This window comes from Planctomicrobium mucosum (genome assembly GCF_051466335.1).
Taxonomy (GTDB): Bacteria; Planctomycetota; Planctomycetia; order Planctomycetales; family Planctomycetaceae; genus Planctomicrobium.
The window spans coordinates 3,213,436-3,233,184 of sequence record NZ_CP195793.1; the positions used below are offsets into that span (position 1 = coordinate 3,213,436).

Below are 19,749 nucleotides of genomic sequence, written 5' to 3' on the forward strand. Positions count from 1 at the left end.
GATCAACATTCAAGCAGACAATCTTTGTTTGTAAAAACGGCAATAATTTTGACAGTTTCCAGCGTGAACCTGTAACGCCGATGTCGGTCGCATCGATTGCCCCGATCTCTGAGAGATCTCCCTGATTGTCGCTCCTCGATCGCGCTAACAGGTTGATGCACACCTTCGCAGCAGATACGATAGGGTTTGATTCGTCTGGATGATTCGATTTGGCGAAAATCAATATTCAGAGTCCCTTTCTCGCCGTTCACATCTGCAATTGGCTCATGGCTCGCGAACTCTTTCTCGATCAGACGAAGGACTTTCACGATTTCGTGCGTGCCGCAGTGTCGGAACTTGAAAGCGGCAATATTGTTGCCATTCCCGATGAATGTGGATGGCACTTGATGTGCCTGGCGACAAGTGAATCCGGCAGCAGAGAGTTACTGAAATCGGCCGAACTGACCGCGTTACGGCAGGCAGTCTCAGTGCCGCACCCATCGACGGTGATCGATTACATTTCTGGCTCGACTCGACTGTTCCAGAAACTCAGTTCGAGATGTTGGCCCGGGCCCATCATCATGAGGTGTAAATCGACTCCCGAGCAGTCGAACCGACTCGTGCAGCGGTGGCCTGAACCGGCCCAAAATTGGGGTGTTTCTTCGGACGGGCGCGCTTTTTACTGCCCTGCGGATTCATTTTCGCAGGAAGTGCTTCGACAAGTCTCAGCCCCCGTGTTAAGTCTACTTGGGACCAGCAGCGAACAGTTGGAATCGCCTGAAATCCCACAACCAGTATTATTTATTCGCGGATCACAGTCTCGGTTCAACACACCACACACCGTGGTTTCTGTGATCGCTGAAAATTATTCAATAGAGAGGTCGGGAGTCGTGAGCGAGCGGATGCTGGCCCGTCAGTCAGGAGAGGTCTACCTGTTCGTTTGCACGGGAAACACCTGTCGCAGCCCGATGGCTGAAGCGATTTTTCGTAAGATGCTTTCAGATCGTCTCAATTGCCGGGAAGACGAACTTGTCGACCACGGCTATGCAGTCGTGTCTGCAGGTTTGGCCGCCTACAAGGGGTCCCCCGCTGCTCCGGAAGCGATCAAGTTGCTGCGAGACGATGGAATTGATCTGACTGGCCACGAAAGCCAACCAATCACGGAAGAGCTTCTCTTCCATTGTGACCACATTTTGGCCATGACTCGAAGTCATCGTGATGCAGTACTCAGCGCCTATCCGGATTTGTCGAATCAGGTTCGGTTGCTCTCACCTGAATCTGTAGATGTTCCAGACCCGATTGGCGGCGGACTCGATGAGTACGTTCGATGTCGGAATACGATCACCAGAAATCTGGAACATCTCCTCGAATCGATCAATGTTGAAAGTCGGGAAGGAAACTGAAATATGAAAGTCGCCCTTGCAAGCGATCATCGTGGAGTCAGGGTTAAGGGCCAAATTCTGATTCAGGTCGAAGAATTGGGACACTCCGTAGTCGACTTCGGTCCAAATGACACCAAAAGTGTCGACTACCCGGATTACGCCGCCAGCGTTGCAGACGCCATCAACTCCGGGCTCGTCGATCGCGGGATTCTCGTGTGCGGAACCGGCATGGGGATGTGCATCGCAGCGAATAAATTTCAGGGCGTCCGTGCAGTCACCTGTCATGACGACGTCACTGCGGAATATAGTCGCCGACACAACAACGCGAACGTCATGTGTCTCTCCGCAGATATGCTCGGAGATCGATTGCTTGGCCGAATCGTGGAAATCTGGCTCCGCACCGAGTTCGAAGGAGGACGTCACCAGCGCCGCCTCGAAAAAATCACCCTCATTGAGCAAGCAAACGGCTGCTTAAAACCAGAAAACCAATGCGTGACGAGTGCAATTGGCGTTGCGAATCACGATCTCGACATCGCAAATGCTGGCAAGAGTTCGTGACAGTGCATTATGATTCAGACCTAGCTGCCAAAAGGCTTCAAGCCAACTCGCAAGCAGAAGAAGTTCCTTCCAGTCTCGATTGAAATTATCCAACAGGTTTAAGTCGACATGAGCCCAGAAGCTTTGAAGTTCGCAAAGACACATGAGTGGGTTTCACTTGAAGGGGACATTGCCACTGTCGGAATCAGCGACTTCGCGGTCAGAGAACTGACCGACGTTGTGCACATGGAATTGCCAAGCGCTGGCAAAACCTTGAAGGCCGGTCAGGAAATGGGCGAAATCGAAAGCGTCAAAGCGGTTTCGGACCTTTACTCCCCTGTCAGCGGTGAAATTGTCGAAGTCAACTCGGAACTCCCGGACGATCTTTCGAAACTTTCCGACGATCCATTCGGGGCTGGTTGGATGGTCAAAATCAAAGTTTCAGATCCAAGCGAATTGGCCAAGCTCCTGACATTCGATCAGTATCAGGACGAATGTGAATCACACTAATTCGGGTGTGAATCACTCTCAGAGTTCAAACAAATCAACCTGTGTTTGCCTCGCTTTGAAGTGCAAACGCAGGTGATTTTTTGTGCCCTGACAGATCTTTTCAGTGTGATGGTTTCCCTGAAGCCATCACACTTTGATTGAGTTCCCGTAAAGAATGTTTCCGCCGCTGCCGTCCACCTGACGCTGATCCGCTATGGCCTTCGATGATCTCACAAAATTCCTGCAGGTTGCAGCGGACGCTGGAGAGTTGGAGCGCATCCCCGTTGCTATCGAAACCGATCAGGAAATCGCGGCACTCACTCAGCAAATCTGCAGAGAATTTCGTAACGCCTGCCCTGTCATTCTGATTGAGAATCCGTCCGGTTCGCAGATTCCCGTTGTCACAAATCTCCTTGGAAGTCCATCAAGGTTTCTGGCCACGCTTGGAGCAACTCATTTTGACGAGGTCATCGAGCGTCTCAAAGCGGCGCTCGATCCCATTCCGTCTCATCGGGACTGGAAGTCGACGTTTGCAGCGGCAGTCAATTCAGACCGTGCCAAATACTCTGCGAGAACGATCCGGCGGGGCATGGCGCAACAGGTCATCAAAGTCGGGGCAGATATCGATCTGCGAGAATACCCAACACTCCGTTGCTGGAGTCGGGAAACGAATCCTTCGATCACGGCAGCGGTCATCATCACGGAATCAATCGAAGGGGTCCCTTCAGTTGAGCGTCTTCCAGTTGAGGTTGTGGGGCCTCAGACTCTGCAAATCCACTGGCATTCGAATAGTAAGACATACGCAAACTGGCTGGATCGGCAGACAACGCGAGCAGCGTTGCCCATCGCACTCGCATTAGGGGGCGACCCGTTACTCAGCTACATCGCTTCCCTGCCGCTTCCGAATTGGCTCGATGCCTGGTACGTCATGGGAGTCTTCCGGAACGATGGTCTGAACCTGATGCGGGCTCGTTCTCTCGAAATGAACGTGCCCGCCGACGCTGAGATCATCTTCGAAGGAGAAATCGAACCGGGCGAGCTTCTGGGGACCGGACTTCTTGCCAGTGAAGCCGGGATCTACGAAGAACGAACAAACCTCCCCAGGATGTCGCTCACTGCGATTACGCACCGCGCCAACCCGATTTTCCCTGCTCGCGTCTGTTCCATCGACACCAGCGAAGACCTCGTCACGAACTCCTTGACTGAAAAGTTAATACTTGCCGTCCTGAAAATCACCGGGAATTCAGTACACGACTTGCACCTGCCGGACTCTGGCTTCGCTACCGGAATGATCGTTTTCAGTACGCGTGCTACAGATGTTCAAAAGATTTTTCGGGCGATCAGTGGACTTCCGCTTGCAACAACTTCTCGACCGCTCGTTGCGGTCGGTGAGAACATCGATGTTCGGAATGTCGACGCGGTCGTGAAAGAAATCTCATTGAGTCTGCTGCTCAACGACCGCGCCCCTCAACGGCATCTCGCTCACTTGACCTCGCCAAATTGGATCGACGCGACGAACGCTTCTGATTCGTCGACACTGAGCCTGCAGTGTCGACCGACATCGCAAATCCTGGATCAGCTCGCCCGTCAATTTCGTTCTGCGGAATAGTCGCTGGATCGGCCCGATTCAGCTCTACAATTTGCTCTGCATCTCCAGTAAAAGTGCCTGCGTTCCCAGCCCATAAAAGCTGTATTCGACGTCTGGCGAATGATCCCAACCGGCAGCGAGATAACCTCCTTCAGGAACTTCAAGAGCATCCAGAAATCGCTGGAGTTTCGCAGGCGGTAACAATTCCGGTTTGCCAATTTCCAAAGCGGTGAGATATCCGGTGAACGTTGAGAGCAAATCAGAGAACGGGATTCTGGTATTCGCCTGAAACCCGCCGTCATCTCCACGAACTTCTTCTAGAAACCTCGCGATACCATCAACCACCGTCGAGTCCATTCCTCCAACAATCTGAAGCAATGCAACAGCAGCAGCAGTGGGATTTGTGCCACTACTCCGCATCGGAGCGATTTCTACGAACCCTCCATCATCACGTTGACGCTCGAGTACGAAACGCTTCAGGAGTTCAGGTTGCGGAATCGGCTGGGCAATCAGCTCATAACAGCAGGCGATCAAAAATGAATGGTAGGTGCTCCCGGATGCCCCCGCGAAGGACTTCGCATAGCCACCATCCGCAGTCCGGCAACGTTCAAACTGAACGGCTAGTAGTTCTGGCCAACCTGCAGGAGCATCGCTAAGCAAGTCTGTTCCGGTCGAGATTTGAAACAGAAATGCTGACGATAGCCAACTGATCAAATCCACAATCGAGCGAGGTTGAGCGCCGGGAGACTTGAGGAACGTTCCGACCTTCTCAGCGACCTCCCCGCTGAGTTTGTCGATTCCGTGCAGCCCTCTTAACGCGAACGATGTGTAATACAGGTCGGGCTGCGAACCATCTTCGAACAATGGATTTCCATTGAGATCGACATCTCTCCCGCAGAATCCTCCACAGTCCGTCTGACGCGACATCAGAAATGCTGAATGCCGAACACGCGCCGCTTCTGGGAGCATTGCGAGACCGGTCCGGATCCGATCGCCAAGATGTATCAGATACGGTATCGACACTGGATTACGATGCTGGAAGGAGAACAGTTCGAAATAGGCTCAACGTCGGAGCGGCCGAGGGGCAACATGTCCCTGAACACCGTTCAGGAGTGGAGTGACGCGTTTAGGGAAACAAGGGACGCCGGAGGTCCGCTTGCCGTTTCCCGAGCCAACACCGTGTCGATGATGAAATAAAGAAGCTGACGAAACGCTTCGTTCTCTACGGCGTCGGCGAGTGCCTCGGCCCGCGCACGGCACTTGTCCACGAGTGCTTCAGACTTTTCAAAAATCCCGAGATCAGTGTACCACTTCCGCAACAGTGCGGTTCGGGATCCGTTTGGATACTCACTTTGATCGTGAATGAATTCTTCGAGTTGACGTCGCGTCTCGGGTGCGGCTGCTTCCAGTGCCATTGCGAGGAGTAATGTCGGCTTCGCGAGTTCTGCATCGCGCCCGGCGACTTTCTTGTTGTCGATTCCTTCATCCCAGTCTTTGAGGTCATTCAGAATCTGGAAACCGACTCCGACATGTCTGCAGAACTGCGGGATCATGTCGTTGTATTTGTCGGAAGGGCCTGCAAGTCGCACCCCAGCAAACAACGCTGCCTCGAACGCAGGCGATGTTTTCAGTGCATAGATCTTCATTGCTTCCAGCGGGGTGAGGGTCGTCGCCTGAGAACCAGTCCAACGCAGTTCGGCCCCCTGACCTTCACACAACTTCAAGTGTGCAGAAGCGAGACGATCAACGAGATCCGCAACCTGATCCGGTTCCAAATCCGCATGAGCCTGTGTCAGCAATCGATACCCAAGACCAATCAGATGGTCACCGACGTTGATAGCAGTTCCCACATCGTACTTGTGATGGAGAGTCTCACGACCGTAGCGGTAGTCATCACCATCTTCGATGTCGTCGTGAACGAGCGAAGCTTTGTGAAATGCCTCCATTGCCGCTGCAACTCGACGCACCCCCAGCGGGAACTCCAATGGGACAGAATCAACTCCAGAGACAGGAGCAGCGGCATCCTGAGTCAGAGCATGGTAGACGGCTAACGTCACGAATGGACGCAAACGCTTTCCACCATGTATCAGCGCATCACGAGAGACCGCTTCAGTGAATGTCGCTGGTCCCAGTGGATCTGTGGACGTCGCGAGTGCTTTCGACTTTGGCAACACTTCATCAATTTGCTCGTCGAAAATCCGATTCGCTGCCCGCATCAGAGGAACATAGCCCGCTGTTTCCAGACTTTCCATCGGTTCGTACTTGTCGAGGCACTCCCAGACCCAAGGCTCGTCCATCTTTGTGTTCTTACAATCCCCGGAATGCAGGGGAACCGCAAAGGACGGAACGCCAGCCAGCAGCACTTTGTCGATGGCTTTTTCCAGAACATTCAGACAGGCAACTCCGAGGATGCCGTCGATATGGCCAGAAACGATGATCTTCAAGACAACTGGAGATCCTTCTGCCACCAGAACTTTATAACCAAGCTGCTCTGCTCTGACTTTGTAGTCCGCGATTGAACACGCCCCGCATTTCTCACAGTCGAGGCCGAACTCATCGTACTCCGCAGGGCATCCATCTGCATGTTTGAGACAATGCGGCAGGAGCAACATCCGACGATTAAACGGAAGCGCCAGAAATTGCTTCTTCCAGAAGTAGTTTCCGATCAGAACCATCGCGAAGCCGAGATACGCCTCCGGCAATTCCATCTGATCGAGAAGGTCGCGACCAAACGTTTCCAACTGAGCGCGGTTAAATGGGCGGCTTCGATCCAGCCCTTTAGCGTAGACTTCCGCTGCAGCTTTAATCTTCTCTCGAAGCTCAAGAGTGTCCGGAACCAGTTTTAGATGCGAGGTGCTTCTGCGCCCCGGAGTGACAGGCTTTCCAGGTGTATCGCTTGTATTTGGTTTCGCTGCAGCCTCTTCCACACTTTCCGGAAGAACCGTCTCTGTATTGGCGGGAATTACTGACATGCGATTTCCGAAAATTCTGACAAACCACGGACCACTGAATCAACGGAACATCGAAGAGATCACTCAACGTGTTCAATTTGAACTGCTTGCACCAGTTCCTCCAGTGAGATGCTCCAGTAACTGATTCTCAGCTTGGTGCCCCCAATTGTAGGAGTTCAGTTGTTCTTCGTAATGCTGCAACCGCAAAGATTTGTGGATACAACCGTTCATAGTACCAGAGCTTGGCAAAATAGAAACCAATTGGAGTCGCCGGGAGTATTTCCGGGGAACCTTCAATCCGTTCAATCAACCAATTTAACCCTAATTGCAATTGAGAGTTCCGCAGATTTCCGGAATTTAGAAGCGAAACTAGTGCGAGGCTCGTTTCTTCAACGGACGAGGGAATTCCAACCATTCCCCCCCAACCGCCATCCTGATTCTGCTGACCAAGCAACCATTCTTCCCCAGCTTTCATCTCGGGCGTGGTCGTTCCATACCGTTCCTGAAACGCCAGGAGAACCCGACTGGTTCCGTAGACGGGGTTAATGTCATCGGGGGCATCCTGATTTCCAAACCAAAGAGGCTGCCAGCTTCCATCTGGACGCTGACAGGACCGCAGATACTGAAATCCACCATCAATCGCTCGCTCGATACTTTTCCCCCGCTTAGCAGACTCAAATCGGGTCCCTTGGGCAGACCGACTCCAGACAACGAGAGCACGCAGCGCGTGCGCGGTGATATCTTCTGAACTGCGGTCGAAAGGGAGAGCTCCCCAGCCACGACAAAACGTTGGCCATCCCTGATTGCGATTCTGGAGACTGAGCAGCCAATCAATCCCGCGACTGGTTGCCTCAAGACACTCCTCTTCACGGGAAGTTCCGCGGGAGAGCTGTAGTAATGCAAGAATGGCTCCCGGGGTATCGTCCGCATCGGGCACTCCTCCCGATAAGTCCGTCCACGCCCATCCCCCCGGGGCAGCATTAGTATAGGGGTGAATCGTCTTGAGTTGTTGTGCCAAAAGCCAATCGATGATCTGGTTTCGCTGCAAATCACTGATGTCTGACGCATGAAGAGCGTTGACAGAAAGTGTCGTCACCCAAGTGGCCAAATTCGTATCGATCGGCCAGCTTCCATCTTCACGAACAGAATCGACAATGAACTTCAGCCCGAGCCTCACGACTGGATGGTCAGCCAATCCAATCCCCAACAGGCTCATGGAAACAAAGCTCGTGAGAGGCGTCGCCTCGAGAAATCCGCCACTTTCTGGCTGAATCTTTTCCAGCAGCCTGAGCGTTGGCTTTCTCGCTGCCTCACGAACCGCTGCAAGCATTGGATTCCACGACGGAGTTTTCACATGCTTCAACTGTCCAATGGCAATCAATGCGGGGAGCGCATAGCTCACCACCGGAAGGCGAACCGTCTTGTAAAACTGGTGCGGGAGACACCCTAATTCAAATGGCAGCGCCGACACCTCGTTCCAGTCGACTCTCCCTGCCAATGCACATTGAGTGAGGATCGGGACAGAGAAGGTCCGATCTTTCCCATATCTCTTTTTGACGGCAGCGACACCACCCTCGGCTTCGAGATACCGATCCAGCTTCGCTACGGATTCAGGAAATTGCGATTCCACATTAGCGAGAGAAAACGCAGCGCGCACCAGCATACTCGTCGAGATGTTGCTGCGAGAGAGTACTGTGTCCCCCCACCCGCCGTCTTCGAGTTGAGCCTGAAGAATCCAGCGGATTCCATTGCGGATCAAGCGATCGTAAATCTCTGACCGGCTCCGCTCGTCTCGCTGGGCCATTGAGAGTGCGGCAATTGCAGTGGCGGTCGAGAGTGCAGAAGCGGATAGCTCTCCAACCCAGTGGCCTTGAGAAGTCGCTTCAGACAGGAGTGTTTGTGCCCCCTTACGGTAGGCGTCATGAATTCGGTCGTTTGAGAGAATCTGCATGAAATCAGTGAGGGCTTTCCGAAATCACGTTCGGTGATGAGACACGACCAGGCCAACACATTCCGACTAGAAGTCGATGTCGTCGAGAGCATCTACGAGACGGTCGAGATCGTCTTTTGGCTCATTCGAATCTGCATTCTGCCGCTTGGGAATTCCAACTGTCATCCCAACTGCATCCCTGCCATCAAGAACCAGTTCCTGATCACGCTCCATGGCAGCCATTTCCAACGCGGTCGGTGCGCCGAATAGCTTCGAGAGGTCGATTTTGAAATCTCCAGCACCCGAGGTCGGAGCCCCTGCGATTGCCGGAGATTTGTGTTCAGGGAAGATGATTGCATTCGCTGGGCAAACGCGACTGCATGCAGGGCATCCCCGTTTACAGTTATCCTGTTCCTCAACCAGAATGCGATCGAGCGTGTCGACCCCGTAGACCCCAAACAGACAAAAATCGATGCACTCCATGCAGTTGGTGCATCGGCTGTAATCGATCACCGGATACCAGCGACGCTTTGGCTCAACATTCACCGCAGCAACGGGAGTCACCGGCGCCGACGCAAACCCAAGAATCCCCGCTGGCAGTTGAAACTCTTTCGCCGCTTGTGGCGGTGAGACTGCCGGTGTTGGTGTTGGCTGTTTTCCAAACGAGAAATCCAGCGAAACCAGCGGCCCGCTCGAAGCACTTGCAGTTTGGGCGATGCGCTCAATTTCCTGAATATAAACTGCAGGGTCAGAGTGCTTCCGCAAATCCAGAATGTAAATCGAACGCTTCGATGGCAGAACAGAACCAATCGCGTCTGCACGCTGCTCTTCGACAACGTCTTCCTCTTCGTCGACATCGGAAGGGGGAAGCTGAGTCAGCCCGACTTGCCCGGGGATTCCATTGCGATCGAGCACCCAGCGGGTTGCCCGTTCGTAAAGCCAGCTACAAACAACAATGTCTCCGCTGATCGATTTCAACCAGAGTAACCCGTGATGGTCAGCGGGGAGGTCGTACAAATTGGGAATGACAGAAACTTCAGCCGTGCCGGAAAGCATTAACTGAGTGGCAATCTCTTCTTCCAAATGTCGCTTCGTCGGGTTCTTTCCCGGAGCTTGCGAAACAACAACTGTAATTTTGCGACCTGCCATCGATTTCCGATTTCCCATTTCGCTCTGGAAACAACCGTGTCGTATTCACTGGACTTGACGACGGGCTGCGTGCCGTTTGCTGACTCGAATCATATCATGGCTAATCTGAGGGCCTGAGTCCAATTCATCAGGAGTTGTACTGACCTTTCAGTACTCGTTGGGTCTCTTCCCAAATGGAATTCAGATGAGCAGCATATTCCTCGGCGGAAATGACTTCCGCATCTGTCTCAAGTGAAAAGAGCCAACCGCTCGCGTAATTGTCGCCGTTAATCAGCGAGGGATCCTGCAACAATGCAGGATTCAATTCGTGAATGAGGCCTGCTCCTGGAGCATAGACAGACGAAATCGCCTTTGAACTCTCGATTTCTCCAATTTCCTGTTTGGCCAACACTCGCGTCTGCTCGTCGATGGTCCAGTCCAGAAAATAGACGTCCTGCAGGAGGCGGACCGCATAAGCTGTCAGTCCAACATGAGGCGGACCCCCAGCTGGATCGGGCTGAATCCACATATGGCTGCGGAAATAAGAACGATCTGCTGGAATTTTCGCGGGGAACTCCCCCATCATGAACACAATCGGTTCAGACATCGTCAAGCCGGTCAAGAAGATTAGAAAGTTCATCACCGACTGTCGGCACTGAATTTTCCGCACTCAAGGTTTCTGATTGATTGGAAGTACCACTCCCTGAAACATTCGGTTCAGGGGCCTTTTTCAGTATAGAATCGCTTGGAACAGGACGAAAGCCCGCTCCCGAACGCTTTGCAGGCGCCGCCGGTGGAACCTGAAGAAGAATCCGTTCTAATTCGTCGACACAAGCTGTGTAGGAAATCGCGGCTTGTTGAAAGTTGAGATGGGTCGACGCCAAGGGGGCATTCACTGTGAATTCATTCGCAGCGAGCCGCAAACGACGAATTTTCTTCTTGAGCTGTCGGAAATACGCTTCCGGTTCATCAACTCTCGACTCCAGCGACCGAGTCACATCAAATACAGTTCGGGGAAGGGACAGCAATTCAGGAAAGTCCTCGACTTCCGTCGAATGCTTCACAAATGTTCTCACCATCCACGCATGACTGAAGAGGATCTGGCACCGCTGTACCAGAGATGAGAGATCGTGTTCAGCTAGAGGTTGCTCCGACTGTGACGCCATGTCAGTCCTCCTCCCACAACGCAGGAGTACTGCGATAGAGATTCAAAAGTTCTTTCAAGCTGCGCGAGTGCCGCTGGATATTCTGTATCGTCTCGACAAGTTTTCTGGCCGCTTCCAGATCCCGCAAGAGAATCGGGTGATGGAGTACAAGCCCCATCTCATCGATTCTCGTCGCATTTTCCAGTTGACCGACCGGTCGAAACCGGCTTTTTGAGTGGATGCAGTGCAGACCACGAAACACCGGGGCAATTGGTACTCCTTCCGCTCTCAAAGCAGCGACGAACGCTTCCCGTTTGAGTCCATTACACCGCTCAGGGCGGTACATTAGGAAGAGCTTGTAGAAATCTGGCTCGTTGAAAGATTCCTCAAACGGAGATGCCACGAGTTCGACCGCATCCTCATCGCCCAAGTGTCGCCGCATGCCTTGAACGAAGTTGTTGCGGTCCTTTCGCTGTGAGTCGATCGACTCCAACTGTGGAGTGATCACAGATGCTTGAAGTTCTGACATTGGTGAGACATCTGAGCCACGGATCTTCCAGCGACGAACACGTGCTGCGATGTCGTCACGATTGGAAAAAATCGCGCCAGACCGCCCTGCACTCAACAACTTGGAACCACCGAAACTGACGACTCCCACGTCTCCCCAGGTCCCAGCACGACGCCCTTGCACAATCGCTCCAGGCATCTGACAGGCATCTTCGAGAATCTGAAATTGACGTTGATCAGCGAGTTCACACAACCGCCGCATGTCGACCGTACCACCGTGCAAATGTGTCGCGATTACGACGCGAGTTTTCTCAGTCAACGCTGCCTCTACTCGCGTGACATCGAGTTGCGCAGACTTTTCCGCGACATCAACGAGAACCGGAGTCGCTCCCAGCGCGAGGATGTTCAGAAAATTTCCTTTGAAGTCGGACGCTGCGAGAATCACCTCGTCCCCTTCTTGCACATTCACCCCTCGAAGAGCCAGTTCAACAGCGGAAGTTCCACTGCTGCAGAGGAGAACGTGCTCGACTCCAAGAAATTGTTTGAGGGAGCCGATCAGTCCGCTCGTAAATTCTCCTTCGTATCGATTCCAAAGCTGAAGATCGGCACACCGAACAAGCGCTTCGCGACACGCGGGGCTGAAAGACATGGGGAAATCCGGACCTTCTGGAAACGCCTTACTCCCGCCGAAAACGGCGAGCCTCTCCAGTTCTTCTGAGTCGTCATCCTTACTGAAGTTGCGATCAGCTTGCATCATGTTCTGATTGTTCTGGCACTGAGTCTTCAGCTACGATATTGCTCTAACGAACGTCTGATTCAATCGAGAGTTTTGAGGAAACATGATGTCTGAACCAGTAAAAACGATCCGCTTCGTCATGATCGGAGGTTTTTTAGGCGCAGGCAAAACCACAACTCTCGCACGTCTGGCCCGACATTATACCAGTAAAGGGCTCAACGTCGGTATCGTGACCAATGATCAAGCTGCCGATCTGGTCGACACTCAATCGTTGCGTGCACAAGGCTTCTTGGTCGGAGAAGTTGCCGGGGCCTGTTTCTGCTGTCGCTTTGACAATCTTGTCCAGACAATGGAAGGCCTGACCGTCGAACAATCTCCGGACGTCATTCTTGCAGAACCGGTCGGGAGTTGCACGGACCTTGTCGCCACCGTCATACAACCGATGCGACAACTCCATCAGGCGTTCGTTTCAGTCGCTCCGTACGCGGTGCTCCTAAAGCCACATCAAGCCCGTAAACTGCTGCGAAAAGAAGGAGGAACAGGCTTCTCCCCCAAAGCGGCATACATTTTTGAGAAGCAACTCGAGGAAGCTGATCTGATTCTCGTCAACCGGGCAGATGAACTGAAACCCGAAGAATTACAGGACCTGCTGCAACTTCTGGAGGAAAAACACCCTACAACCCGTCGCCTGGCGATCTCTGCCAAAACTGGCGCAGGCTTTCCAGAGCTCCTCGAATTTCTTGACCTCTCCGGGGATTTTGGCCGCCGCGTCTTGGACATCGACTACGATGTTTACGCTGAAGGAGAGGCTGAACTCGGCTGGCTCAACAGCTCCCTGCAAGTCAAATCCGATCAACCATTCGATCTCGACAGCCTGCTGACGACCACAGTTGAGCGCCTGCAAAAGCGATTTGCTGAACGAGGCTTTGAAGCGGCTCACCTCAAAGTCATCGGTCTCTGGGAGGGCTTTTTCGGAGTCGCCAACCTCATCAGCACCTCATTCGCAGCAGAGTTGTCACTGCCGTCCCGATGTCAGGCGACGACCGCCGACGTCGTGGTGAACTCCAGAGTGGCGTGCGATCCTGACGTTCTCCGAGATGACGTCGCTGAGGTGATCGCAGAAATCGCCGAAGAACGCGGCCTCACGATCAAGGAACGCCAGACGCAATCATTCCGGCCCGGGCGTCCTGTCCCAACGCACCGGTTGCAGCCATCGCCCCCAGATATTCCGCCGCAATCCTGAGCTACGTCGGAAGGTGTAAAGGTGCAACGGACTCGATTCAAAACCAAGTCCGTGGCACCGCGATTTCTACAAGACGACCGCGAGAAGTTCCTGAGCGACGATCTAGAGCGCCTCTCACGAGAGTGTGGCGTTCCGGCGGCGATAACCGCAGCGTTTGAACGAGTTTTTGTAACCGTTCGCCGCCACACACCCCTGACACTGGGGCTAGTCGACAACCATGAACTCATTGGTCATAAACAGGGCCTGAATCAAATCTTCCAGCGGATGCTTGGTGAGGAAAGTGCTTAACGAATCCAGTTCCTCAACCGTCGCTTCACGGGAATAGATTCGCTCGATCAGGATTCGAGATTGCTCTCGAAGATCGGAAGTCTGGTTGCGGACCAGATCTGCCAGTTTCTGCGACACGCTCATCGAGAACGACGAGTTCATCGCAAACAATGCCTGCTGCGGGACGACAGTCTGCGGTCGTCCAGGGCTGGACGTATCCGGAGCTGGATAGTCGAAGGTTCGCAACAATCCAGGAAGGTTATTGCGGTCGATCTTCGCGTAGAGCGTCCGCCGTGGTGAATCGGTCGCGTTCTCAATATCAAACGCTTGGCCGCCCAGTTTTCCATCGAAATGGCCGGAAACGAACAGCATCGAATCTCGCATTGCTTCGAAGTTCAAACGCAGACGATTCTGACGCCACAACAGTTGATTTTCAGGATCGATGTTGCGTGCATCAGGGCGGTCTGCACTGCTTTGCAGATAGACGTTGGACAGCAAGATGCGACGATGCAGCGACTTGAGTGACCAATTGTCCTCATGCACAAACGACCATGCCAGATAGTCCAGAAGTTCCGGATTCAATGGAGGTTCAGCCCGCGTTCCGAAATCACTTTGTGTCGCCACAATGGGAGTGCCAAAATGCCACGCCCAAACGCGATTCACAATCACACGTGCAGTTAATGGATTGTCTTCCGCGACAATTCGCTCAGCCAGTTCTGCCCGCCCGCTTCCATTTTGAAACGGAACCGATTCATGAGGTTCAAGAATTCGTGGAGCATGGCGATCGACTTCATCACCGCGACGACCGGGGTTCCCACGAATATAAATGACAGGCTTCGTCGGTGTCGCATTATCCAGCATCACCATCGCACGTGGAGGCGAGTCTGGAGAAACAACGTCCCATTCAGCGACGGCAGCATTCAACGTTGCCAAGTGGTTTCTCTGGTCAGTCTCAAAGAGTGGTGACCCTTCCTGAACGGGCAGGTCAGTCAATGACGCTGGTCCGTAGATGACTTGCCGAATCAGTTCCAGATCCCCGTTGTCGAGGGCAGCGATTGGAGGATCTTGTTTCTGCCCCTCCTTCCAAGCGGTCACTGCACGCTCGAGAAGTCGGCCGTACGCACGTGCGACTTCCAGGCGGCTTTTCGGGGGATTCGCGCGGAATTCCTCTTTGATCAGAGAGGGAATTTCCGCTTGCTCGTCGATCTGGCTCCACACTGGATGATCTGCTTGCGCGATCTCCTCATCCGTGAGGGCCATCAGCTTCTGCCAGGCTAAAAAGACAGGCTTATTTTCGTTCAGCTGACGCTGAATCACTTCCGCCCAACGGTTGATCAGTCGCTTTCTCGGCGCTCCATGCACGAGTCCCAGATCGGTTTCTTCCGGAATCAATTTCAATTGCACAGCAGCAGAAGGGACGTAGTCGACAAGCTGATCAATCGCGCGATTCAACAACTCGTGATGCTGTTGATGAACGTAATCGGTAATCGCTTGTTTTCGTTTATCCCGCTCCACCTGATACGCCTGAAATTGCGGTGTTGTTTCATCAACGCCTGATAATCGTGGCAGTGGCTCCGGTTCATGGCTACTTTGAAAAACACCGAAGAGTGAATAGTAGTCCGCTGTCGGAATCGGATCGTATTTGTGGTCATGACAGCGAGCACACGCGACGGTCATTCCCATCAGTCCACGCGTCACCACATCGATTCGGTCATCGATGATGTCTTCGATCCGGAAGAGAAAACGAGGCCCGACTGTCAGGAAACCCATCGCCGCCAATTTCGGGTCTCCTTCAGGGAGTCCCATTGTGTCCGCAGCAATTTGCAGCTTCACAAACTCGTTGTAAGGCATATCGCTGTTCAATGCGTTCACAACGAAATCGCGGTAGGTATATGCAAATGGGTAATTCTTATTCGAAGTGAATACATACCCTTTTGTGTCCGCGTAGCGAGCAAGGTCCAACCAATGGCGTCCCCAACGCTCGCCGTACATGGGGTCAGCGAGGAGCCGATCGACAAGCTTCTCGACTGCTTGCGGATCTTGATCGTTTTCGAATTCCCGAACCTCCTCGATCGTCGGAGGAACCCCGTGCAGATTCTCCTTGAGTCGGCGAATCAAGACCTGGCGTGATGCCGGCTCACTGAAAGAAAGGCCAGCAGCGTCGAGTGGAACAGAAACAAACTTGTCGATTGTAGATGGATAAAGCTCCGGACGTGCTGGCGTCGGGACAGGTGGATTCTGAATGGGGAGGTAGGCCCAGTGCTGCTGGACCGCCTCTATGAAGTTGATCGTTCCATCGGCATTTTTGGGAATCCCCATCTTCAGCCCCCCCGCAGGGAGAGCCTCTTCCGGCCAATATGCCCCCGACTCAATCCACGTTTTCAGAATGGCTTGCTCTTCGTCGCTGAGCTTCCCGGCAGGTGGCATCTGCACATCGTTGTCATCGTACTTGATGACTTGCCAGAGCCGACTTTCATCGGGCTTGCCCGCCACCACCATGACGTTACCGCCAGAGGGCTCCAGGACCAAAGAGCGGTGATCCAGTCGGACCGAAGACTCCTGCTTCTTCTCCCCGTGACATTCGAAGCAGTGCTTGGCAAGCAGTGGTCGAACCTGAGATTCAAAGAAGACTTCAGAGTCATTTGCTAATGTGATGGCGCTGACCAACTGCAGCATAACGCAGACGCCAGTGATGCGGATTGAAAATGAATTCATCTGTGGGCCAATCTCAAAGCGAGGCGGGAAGTTCATTGGCAGGAGCCCAGTTTCTCATTCGATACATGAAATCGTATGTCAATCTTGCTGAAAAATGGAGCCTTAAACGTAAAAAGAGCCTCAATCTGCGCCGGAAACCGATGACGTAGCGACAGTTCCGGGTATCCTTCAAGCTGCTGCTGCAGGGACACAACCGGAAAGCAAAATGAACCCTCAACCCAATATCACCCCCCCGTATTCGTGGCCCTCACGGTTAAGTCCCCGGTTCGTCCAGCTGTACACCCCGTGGCGACTGGCAGAACTGCGACAGCAACAAATCAAATCAATCAACATTCAATATGCCGAGAACGTCGCGGGAGCCTTACAGGCGGGTTGCGGGGTACTCGTCGTTTCAAATCATTCCTACCACTACGATTCCTTCGTTTTGATTGAATCCGGCCGGAGCGCTGGATGGCTCCCCCAAATCATGACCTCCTGGCAAGTCTTCATGATGTACCAGCCAATCGGTCGCTGGGTTTTACAGAAGCACGGGTGCTTCAGCATCCTCAGAGAAGGTGCAGATCCAATTGCTCTGCGGCAGTCGACATCCATTCTGCAGTCAGGGAACCATCCACTACTGATTTACCCTGAAGGAGACATCTATCACTCCAACGATCGGGTGATGCCATTTCGGTCGGGAGCAGCCGCCATTGCGCTGATGGCTGCCCGAAAAAAGAAACGCCCGATTGTCATTGTCCCTTGTGCAACAAAATGCTTCTACACTACCGACCCCACCAGGGAACTTTGTGATGTGATGAGTCGGCTCGAAGAGCGTATTCACTGGCGCCCGACTCCAGAATCGCCACTGTTGGACAGAATCTATCGGTTTGGAAGCGGATTTTTGGCTCTCAAAGAGGTGGAATATCTTGGAGCCCCGCGCAGCGGCACCGTACGCGACCGCATCCAGTTTCTCGCAAATTCCATTTTGCGAATGATCCGCACAAGGAATGGATTTCACCTCGAGGAGGGTTCTGTATTCGACTATATCCGCACAACGCGTGCACTTCTCGTTCGCAAAATGAACGATCAGACGGCCATCGAACAAGCAGCGAAGCGGGGTGCACACAGTCGCTTATCAACGTCGCTCTCTCCCGACTTCCAACAGGATTTCGATGATCTCTTTTTTGTCACGCAACTCACCAGCTACCACGGGGACTACTCTTCAGCGAGTCCCACCGTCGAGAGGATGGCGGAGACCATCGACAAGTTTGAAGAAGACTTCTTCGAGCTTCCGGCTCCAACTCCACGAGGGATTCGATCGGCACAAGTGACGTTCGGGGCACCGATTGAGGTTTCCCTCGATTCAATGACCACTCAGACGCTGACAATCAGACTCGAAACGGAAGTGCAGAATCTTCTGAATTCGATTCAAGATCCTTCATCAGCGTCCACCACCGAGCGACACCAGCACACCACAATCAACCTGTAACCTCTTGAGAATTCATCCTTTAAGGAAATCCACGACCAAAGAGATGCCGCTCACTGAAAATTCACATTGACAAATTTTCTCTCCTCAGAATTGTAGGAATTCCTACTTTTTCTCCAGCTTGACTCACCTGCAAAGCCGATACAACAAGAACTGGGTCTCAGAGTCAGATCGCTTTACCGCGTCTTCGGCGTCTGAATTCAGGCTTGGTTGAAGAGATGTCGTTGGGGCAAATGTGTTGCCGACATCACAATGTCGGAGGGGAAGGGATTCCATGAACGTCAGAGTTCCATTCAATTGGCTCATGGCCATCAGCCTGCTGTCAAGCAGTGTCGCCGTAGCCCAGGCCCCCAATGCCCAATACGACCAGGGACAGGGTGGCTACGGAACATCTCCCTATGCTGGCGAGCAGTACTACCCTGCCGCAGCGATGGAGCCACAATGGGAACAATATCCCGCTTCCGACCTCTACTCAGAACTCGTCCCATATGATCGCAGCGACATCTCAGCTGACGATGCCCGCATGTTTCTGAATTTCCGCGAGATGCTTCGCGGTTCGTGGTTACGCCTCGAATATGTGCAGGGGGATTTCCTCAGCAATGGCGGCACAACCATGGGGGAAGGCTTTTTCACAACACTCCCAAACGGAAGCCTTTCCACTGAAACGGACGATTTCACCAACCCCGGCCTGTTGGTCTTCACTGACCTCACCGACCCACTGGAACCGGTGACCACAACAGCTTATGGTCAGTCTGTTAACACGAAAGGTGTCAAGTGGAGGAACGCACAGGCAATTCGATCCGGATTCGGTGTTCCAATCACAAAAAATGCCTGGCTCGAAGGAAACTTCCTCATCTTCACACAACAGTCGGAAGTCTTGAATGCTCCGACCCTCCCTGTTCCGGGCGGCCCTGTGTTCGGCGGTGAATTGGATGGCGAAATCTTTGCACCAGCCCCCAACGGCCAACATGGAACGATTGCCCCCACTTTTATTGTCCTGCCGACGCTGCTCAATGGCCAGATCGCCGATTTTACTCGCGTTTATGACATGGGATTCTCCAGCTATTACGAATCGCGATACAAAGGGGGCAACATCGACCTTGCGTTCAACTGGATCACACCTGAGATTGGCTTCCGTGCTCAACCGATTCTCGGCTACAGACACGAGCAGTACGCTGAAGGATTGGGGCTCCAGTATGTCAGGAGTGATTTCGATGAACTCGACCCACAAGTGGCTCAGGTCTCAAAAATCCGGTCGGTCACTCGCAACCAGAGAGATCAAGTTGAATTCGGACTTCGTAACGAACTCGCTATGAAGTACGTAACATTCGGAGTGCAGGAGAAGTTTGGTCTGGGTACGAACAACGTCAATGCGAACGTTGTCTCGAACCTGCAAACCATCGGCGACACCCCTGACGCTGACCTCCGAACCAGCCAAAGAAAGGTTGTCTTTGCACCGTCGTTCGACCTGGACGTCTACGCAAAAGTTCGCGTCAACGAGTGGATGAACCTCCGCGTGGGCTACAACCTGCTTCTGATGGGAAATCTGGGTGTTGCAGACAAGAGCATTTACTGGAACCAGACTGGAACCACTGACGCCCTCGTCAACGATATCCGCACCAATCTAAACTATGATCACCGAGCGATTTCTTCACTGACTCTGGGCGGCGAGATCGTTCTCCCCTAG

Annotated in this window: 15 protein-coding genes; 7 read left to right on the plus strand and 8 right to left on the minus strand. The window is 53.1% G+C overall.

Annotated features, from left to right (window positions below; genetic code table 11):
- Positions 1–266: 266 nt before the first annotated feature.
- The 4 genes from SH668x_RS12825 to SH668x_RS12840 all read left to right on the plus strand — a co-directional run bounded on the left by SH668x_RS12825 (position 267) and on the right by SH668x_RS12840 (position 3,996).
- Positions 267–1,382: a Sua5/YciO/YrdC/YwlC family protein gene (locus SH668x_RS12825; protein ID WP_437185460.1), complete on the plus strand. Its 1,116-nt coding sequence runs from the start codon at positions 267–269 to the stop codon at positions 1,380–1,382.
- A gap of 3 nt (positions 1,383–1,385) precedes the next feature.
- Complete coding sequence (gene rpiB, locus SH668x_RS12830; protein WP_437185461.1) at positions 1,386–1,919, plus strand: ribose 5-phosphate isomerase B; 534 nt, start codon at positions 1,386–1,388, stop codon at positions 1,917–1,919.
- Between the two features lie 108 nt (positions 1,920–2,027).
- Positions 2,028–2,408, plus strand: coding sequence for a glycine cleavage system protein GcvH (gene gcvH, locus SH668x_RS12835; protein ID WP_437185462.1), 381 nt, complete (start codon positions 2,028–2,030; stop codon positions 2,406–2,408).
- A 193-nt stretch (positions 2,409–2,601) separates the two neighbouring features.
- Positions 2,602–3,996, plus strand: a complete 1,395-nt coding sequence (locus SH668x_RS12840) for a UbiD family decarboxylase domain-containing protein (protein ID WP_437185463.1) — start codon at positions 2,602–2,604, stop codon at positions 3,994–3,996.
- A 24-nt stretch (positions 3,997–4,020) separates the two neighbouring features.
- Here SH668x_RS12840 and SH668x_RS12845 read toward each other — a convergent pair whose 3' ends face one another.
- The 7 genes from SH668x_RS12845 to SH668x_RS12875 form a co-directional block, all read right to left on the minus strand.
- Complete coding sequence (locus SH668x_RS12845) at positions 4,021–4,944, minus strand: prenyltransferase/squalene oxidase repeat-containing protein (protein ID WP_437188549.1); 924 nt, start codon at positions 4,942–4,944, stop codon at positions 4,021–4,023.
- A gap of 137 nt (positions 4,945–5,081) precedes the next feature.
- Entirely contained in the window at positions 5,082–6,947 is a 1,866-nt protein-coding gene (locus SH668x_RS12850; protein WP_437185464.1) for a polyprenyl synthetase family protein, read from the minus strand.
- Between the two features lie 127 nt (positions 6,948–7,074).
- Entirely contained in the window at positions 7,075–8,877 is a 1,803-nt protein-coding gene (locus tag SH668x_RS12855) for a prenyltransferase/squalene oxidase repeat-containing protein (protein WP_437185465.1), read from the minus strand.
- A gap of 66 nt (positions 8,878–8,943) precedes the next feature.
- Positions 8,944–10,005: an ATP-binding protein gene (locus SH668x_RS12860; RefSeq protein ID WP_437185466.1), complete on the minus strand. Its 1,062-nt coding sequence runs from the start codon at positions 10,003–10,005 to the stop codon at positions 8,944–8,946.
- Between the two features lie 127 nt (positions 10,006–10,132).
- A complete protein-coding gene (locus SH668x_RS12865) occupies positions 10,133–10,591 on the minus strand; it encodes a glycine cleavage system protein H (RefSeq protein ID WP_437185467.1) in 459 nt (152 codons plus the stop codon).
- Positions 10,584–11,150 carry a hypothetical protein gene (locus SH668x_RS12870; protein WP_437185468.1) on the minus strand — a complete coding sequence of 189 codons (567 nt, stop codon included), beginning with the start codon at positions 11,148–11,150 and terminating at the stop codon, positions 10,584–10,586. Before SH668x_RS12870 ends, SH668x_RS12865 begins: the two co-directional genes overlap by 8 nt.
- A 1-nt stretch (position 11,151) precedes the next feature.
- Positions 11,152–12,393, minus strand: coding sequence for a DegT/DnrJ/EryC1/StrS family aminotransferase (locus SH668x_RS12875; protein WP_437185469.1), 1,242 nt, complete (start codon positions 12,391–12,393; stop codon positions 11,152–11,154).
- Between the two features lie 82 nt (positions 12,394–12,475).
- Here SH668x_RS12875 and SH668x_RS12880 point away from each other — a divergent pair, with 82 nt between their 5' ends.
- On the plus strand, positions 12,476–13,615 hold the full coding sequence (locus SH668x_RS12880) for a GTP-binding protein (RefSeq protein WP_437185470.1): 1,140 nt from the start codon (positions 12,476–12,478) through the stop codon (positions 13,613–13,615).
- Positions 13,616–13,819: 204 nt separating this feature from the next.
- Here the strand turns inward: SH668x_RS12880 and SH668x_RS12885 are convergent, their stop codons facing one another.
- Positions 13,820–16,597 (minus strand): PSD1 and planctomycete cytochrome C domain-containing protein, encoded by a 2,778-nt coding sequence (locus SH668x_RS12885; RefSeq protein WP_437185471.1) that lies wholly within the window; start codon positions 16,595–16,597, stop codon positions 13,820–13,822.
- A gap of 205 nt (positions 16,598–16,802) precedes the next feature.
- Here SH668x_RS12885 and SH668x_RS12890 point away from each other — a divergent pair, with 205 nt between their 5' ends.
- Together SH668x_RS12890 and SH668x_RS12895 are read left to right on the plus strand one after the other, a co-directional pair.
- A complete protein-coding gene (locus SH668x_RS12890) occupies positions 16,803–18,065 on the plus strand; it encodes a lysophospholipid acyltransferase family protein (protein ID WP_437185472.1) in 1,263 nt (420 codons plus the stop codon).
- 271 nt (positions 18,066–18,336) lie between these two features.
- Positions 18,337–19,749 (plus strand): BBP7 family outer membrane beta-barrel protein, encoded by a 1,413-nt coding sequence (locus tag SH668x_RS12895; RefSeq protein ID WP_437185473.1) that lies wholly within the window; start codon positions 18,337–18,339, stop codon positions 19,747–19,749.

Coding starts and splice junctions, on each gene's coding strand:
- SH668x_RS12825 (WP_437185460.1), top strand. CDS start 267: ATGGCTCGCGAACTCTTTCTCGATCAGACGAAGGACTTTCACGATTTC.
- SH668x_RS12845 (WP_437188549.1), bottom strand. CDS start 4,944: ATGCTCCCAGAAGCGGCGCGTGTTCGGCATTCAGCATTTCTGATGTCG.
- SH668x_RS12855 (WP_437185465.1), bottom strand. CDS start 8,877: ATGCAGATTCTCTCAAACGACCGAATTCATGACGCCTACCGTAAGGGG.
- SH668x_RS12880 (WP_437185470.1), top strand. CDS start 12,476: ATGATGTCTGAACCAGTAAAAACGATCCGCTTCGTCATGATCGGAGGT.
- SH668x_RS12895 (WP_437185473.1), top strand. CDS start 18,337: ATGAACGTCAGAGTTCCATTCAATTGGCTCATGGCCATCAGCCTGCTG.
- SH668x_RS12885 (WP_437185471.1), bottom strand. CDS start 16,597: ATGAATTCATTTTCAATCCGCATCACTGGCGTCTGCGTTATGCTGCAG.
- SH668x_RS12860 (WP_437185466.1), bottom strand. CDS start 10,005: ATGGCAGGTCGCAAAATTACAGTTGTTGTTTCGCAAGCTCCGGGAAAG.
- SH668x_RS12870 (WP_437185468.1), bottom strand. CDS start 11,150: ATGGCGTCACAGTCGGAGCAACCTCTAGCTGAACACGATCTCTCATCT.
- SH668x_RS12875 (WP_437185469.1), bottom strand. CDS start 12,393: ATGATGCAAGCTGATCGCAACTTCAGTAAGGATGACGACTCAGAAGAA.
- SH668x_RS12890 (WP_437185472.1), top strand. CDS start 16,803: ATGAACCCTCAACCCAATATCACCCCCCCGTATTCGTGGCCCTCACGG.
- SH668x_RS12840 (WP_437185463.1), top strand. CDS start 2,602: ATGGCCTTCGATGATCTCACAAAATTCCTGCAGGTTGCAGCGGACGCT.
- SH668x_RS12865 (WP_437185467.1), bottom strand. CDS start 10,591: ATGTCTGAACCGATTGTGTTCATGATGGGGGAGTTCCCCGCGAAAATT.
- rpiB (WP_437185461.1), top strand. CDS start 1,386: ATGAAAGTCGCCCTTGCAAGCGATCATCGTGGAGTCAGGGTTAAGGGC.
- SH668x_RS12850 (WP_437185464.1), bottom strand. CDS start 6,947: ATGTCAGTAATTCCCGCCAATACAGAGACGGTTCTTCCGGAAAGTGTG.
- gcvH (WP_437185462.1), top strand. CDS start 2,028: ATGAGCCCAGAAGCTTTGAAGTTCGCAAAGACACATGAGTGGGTTTCA.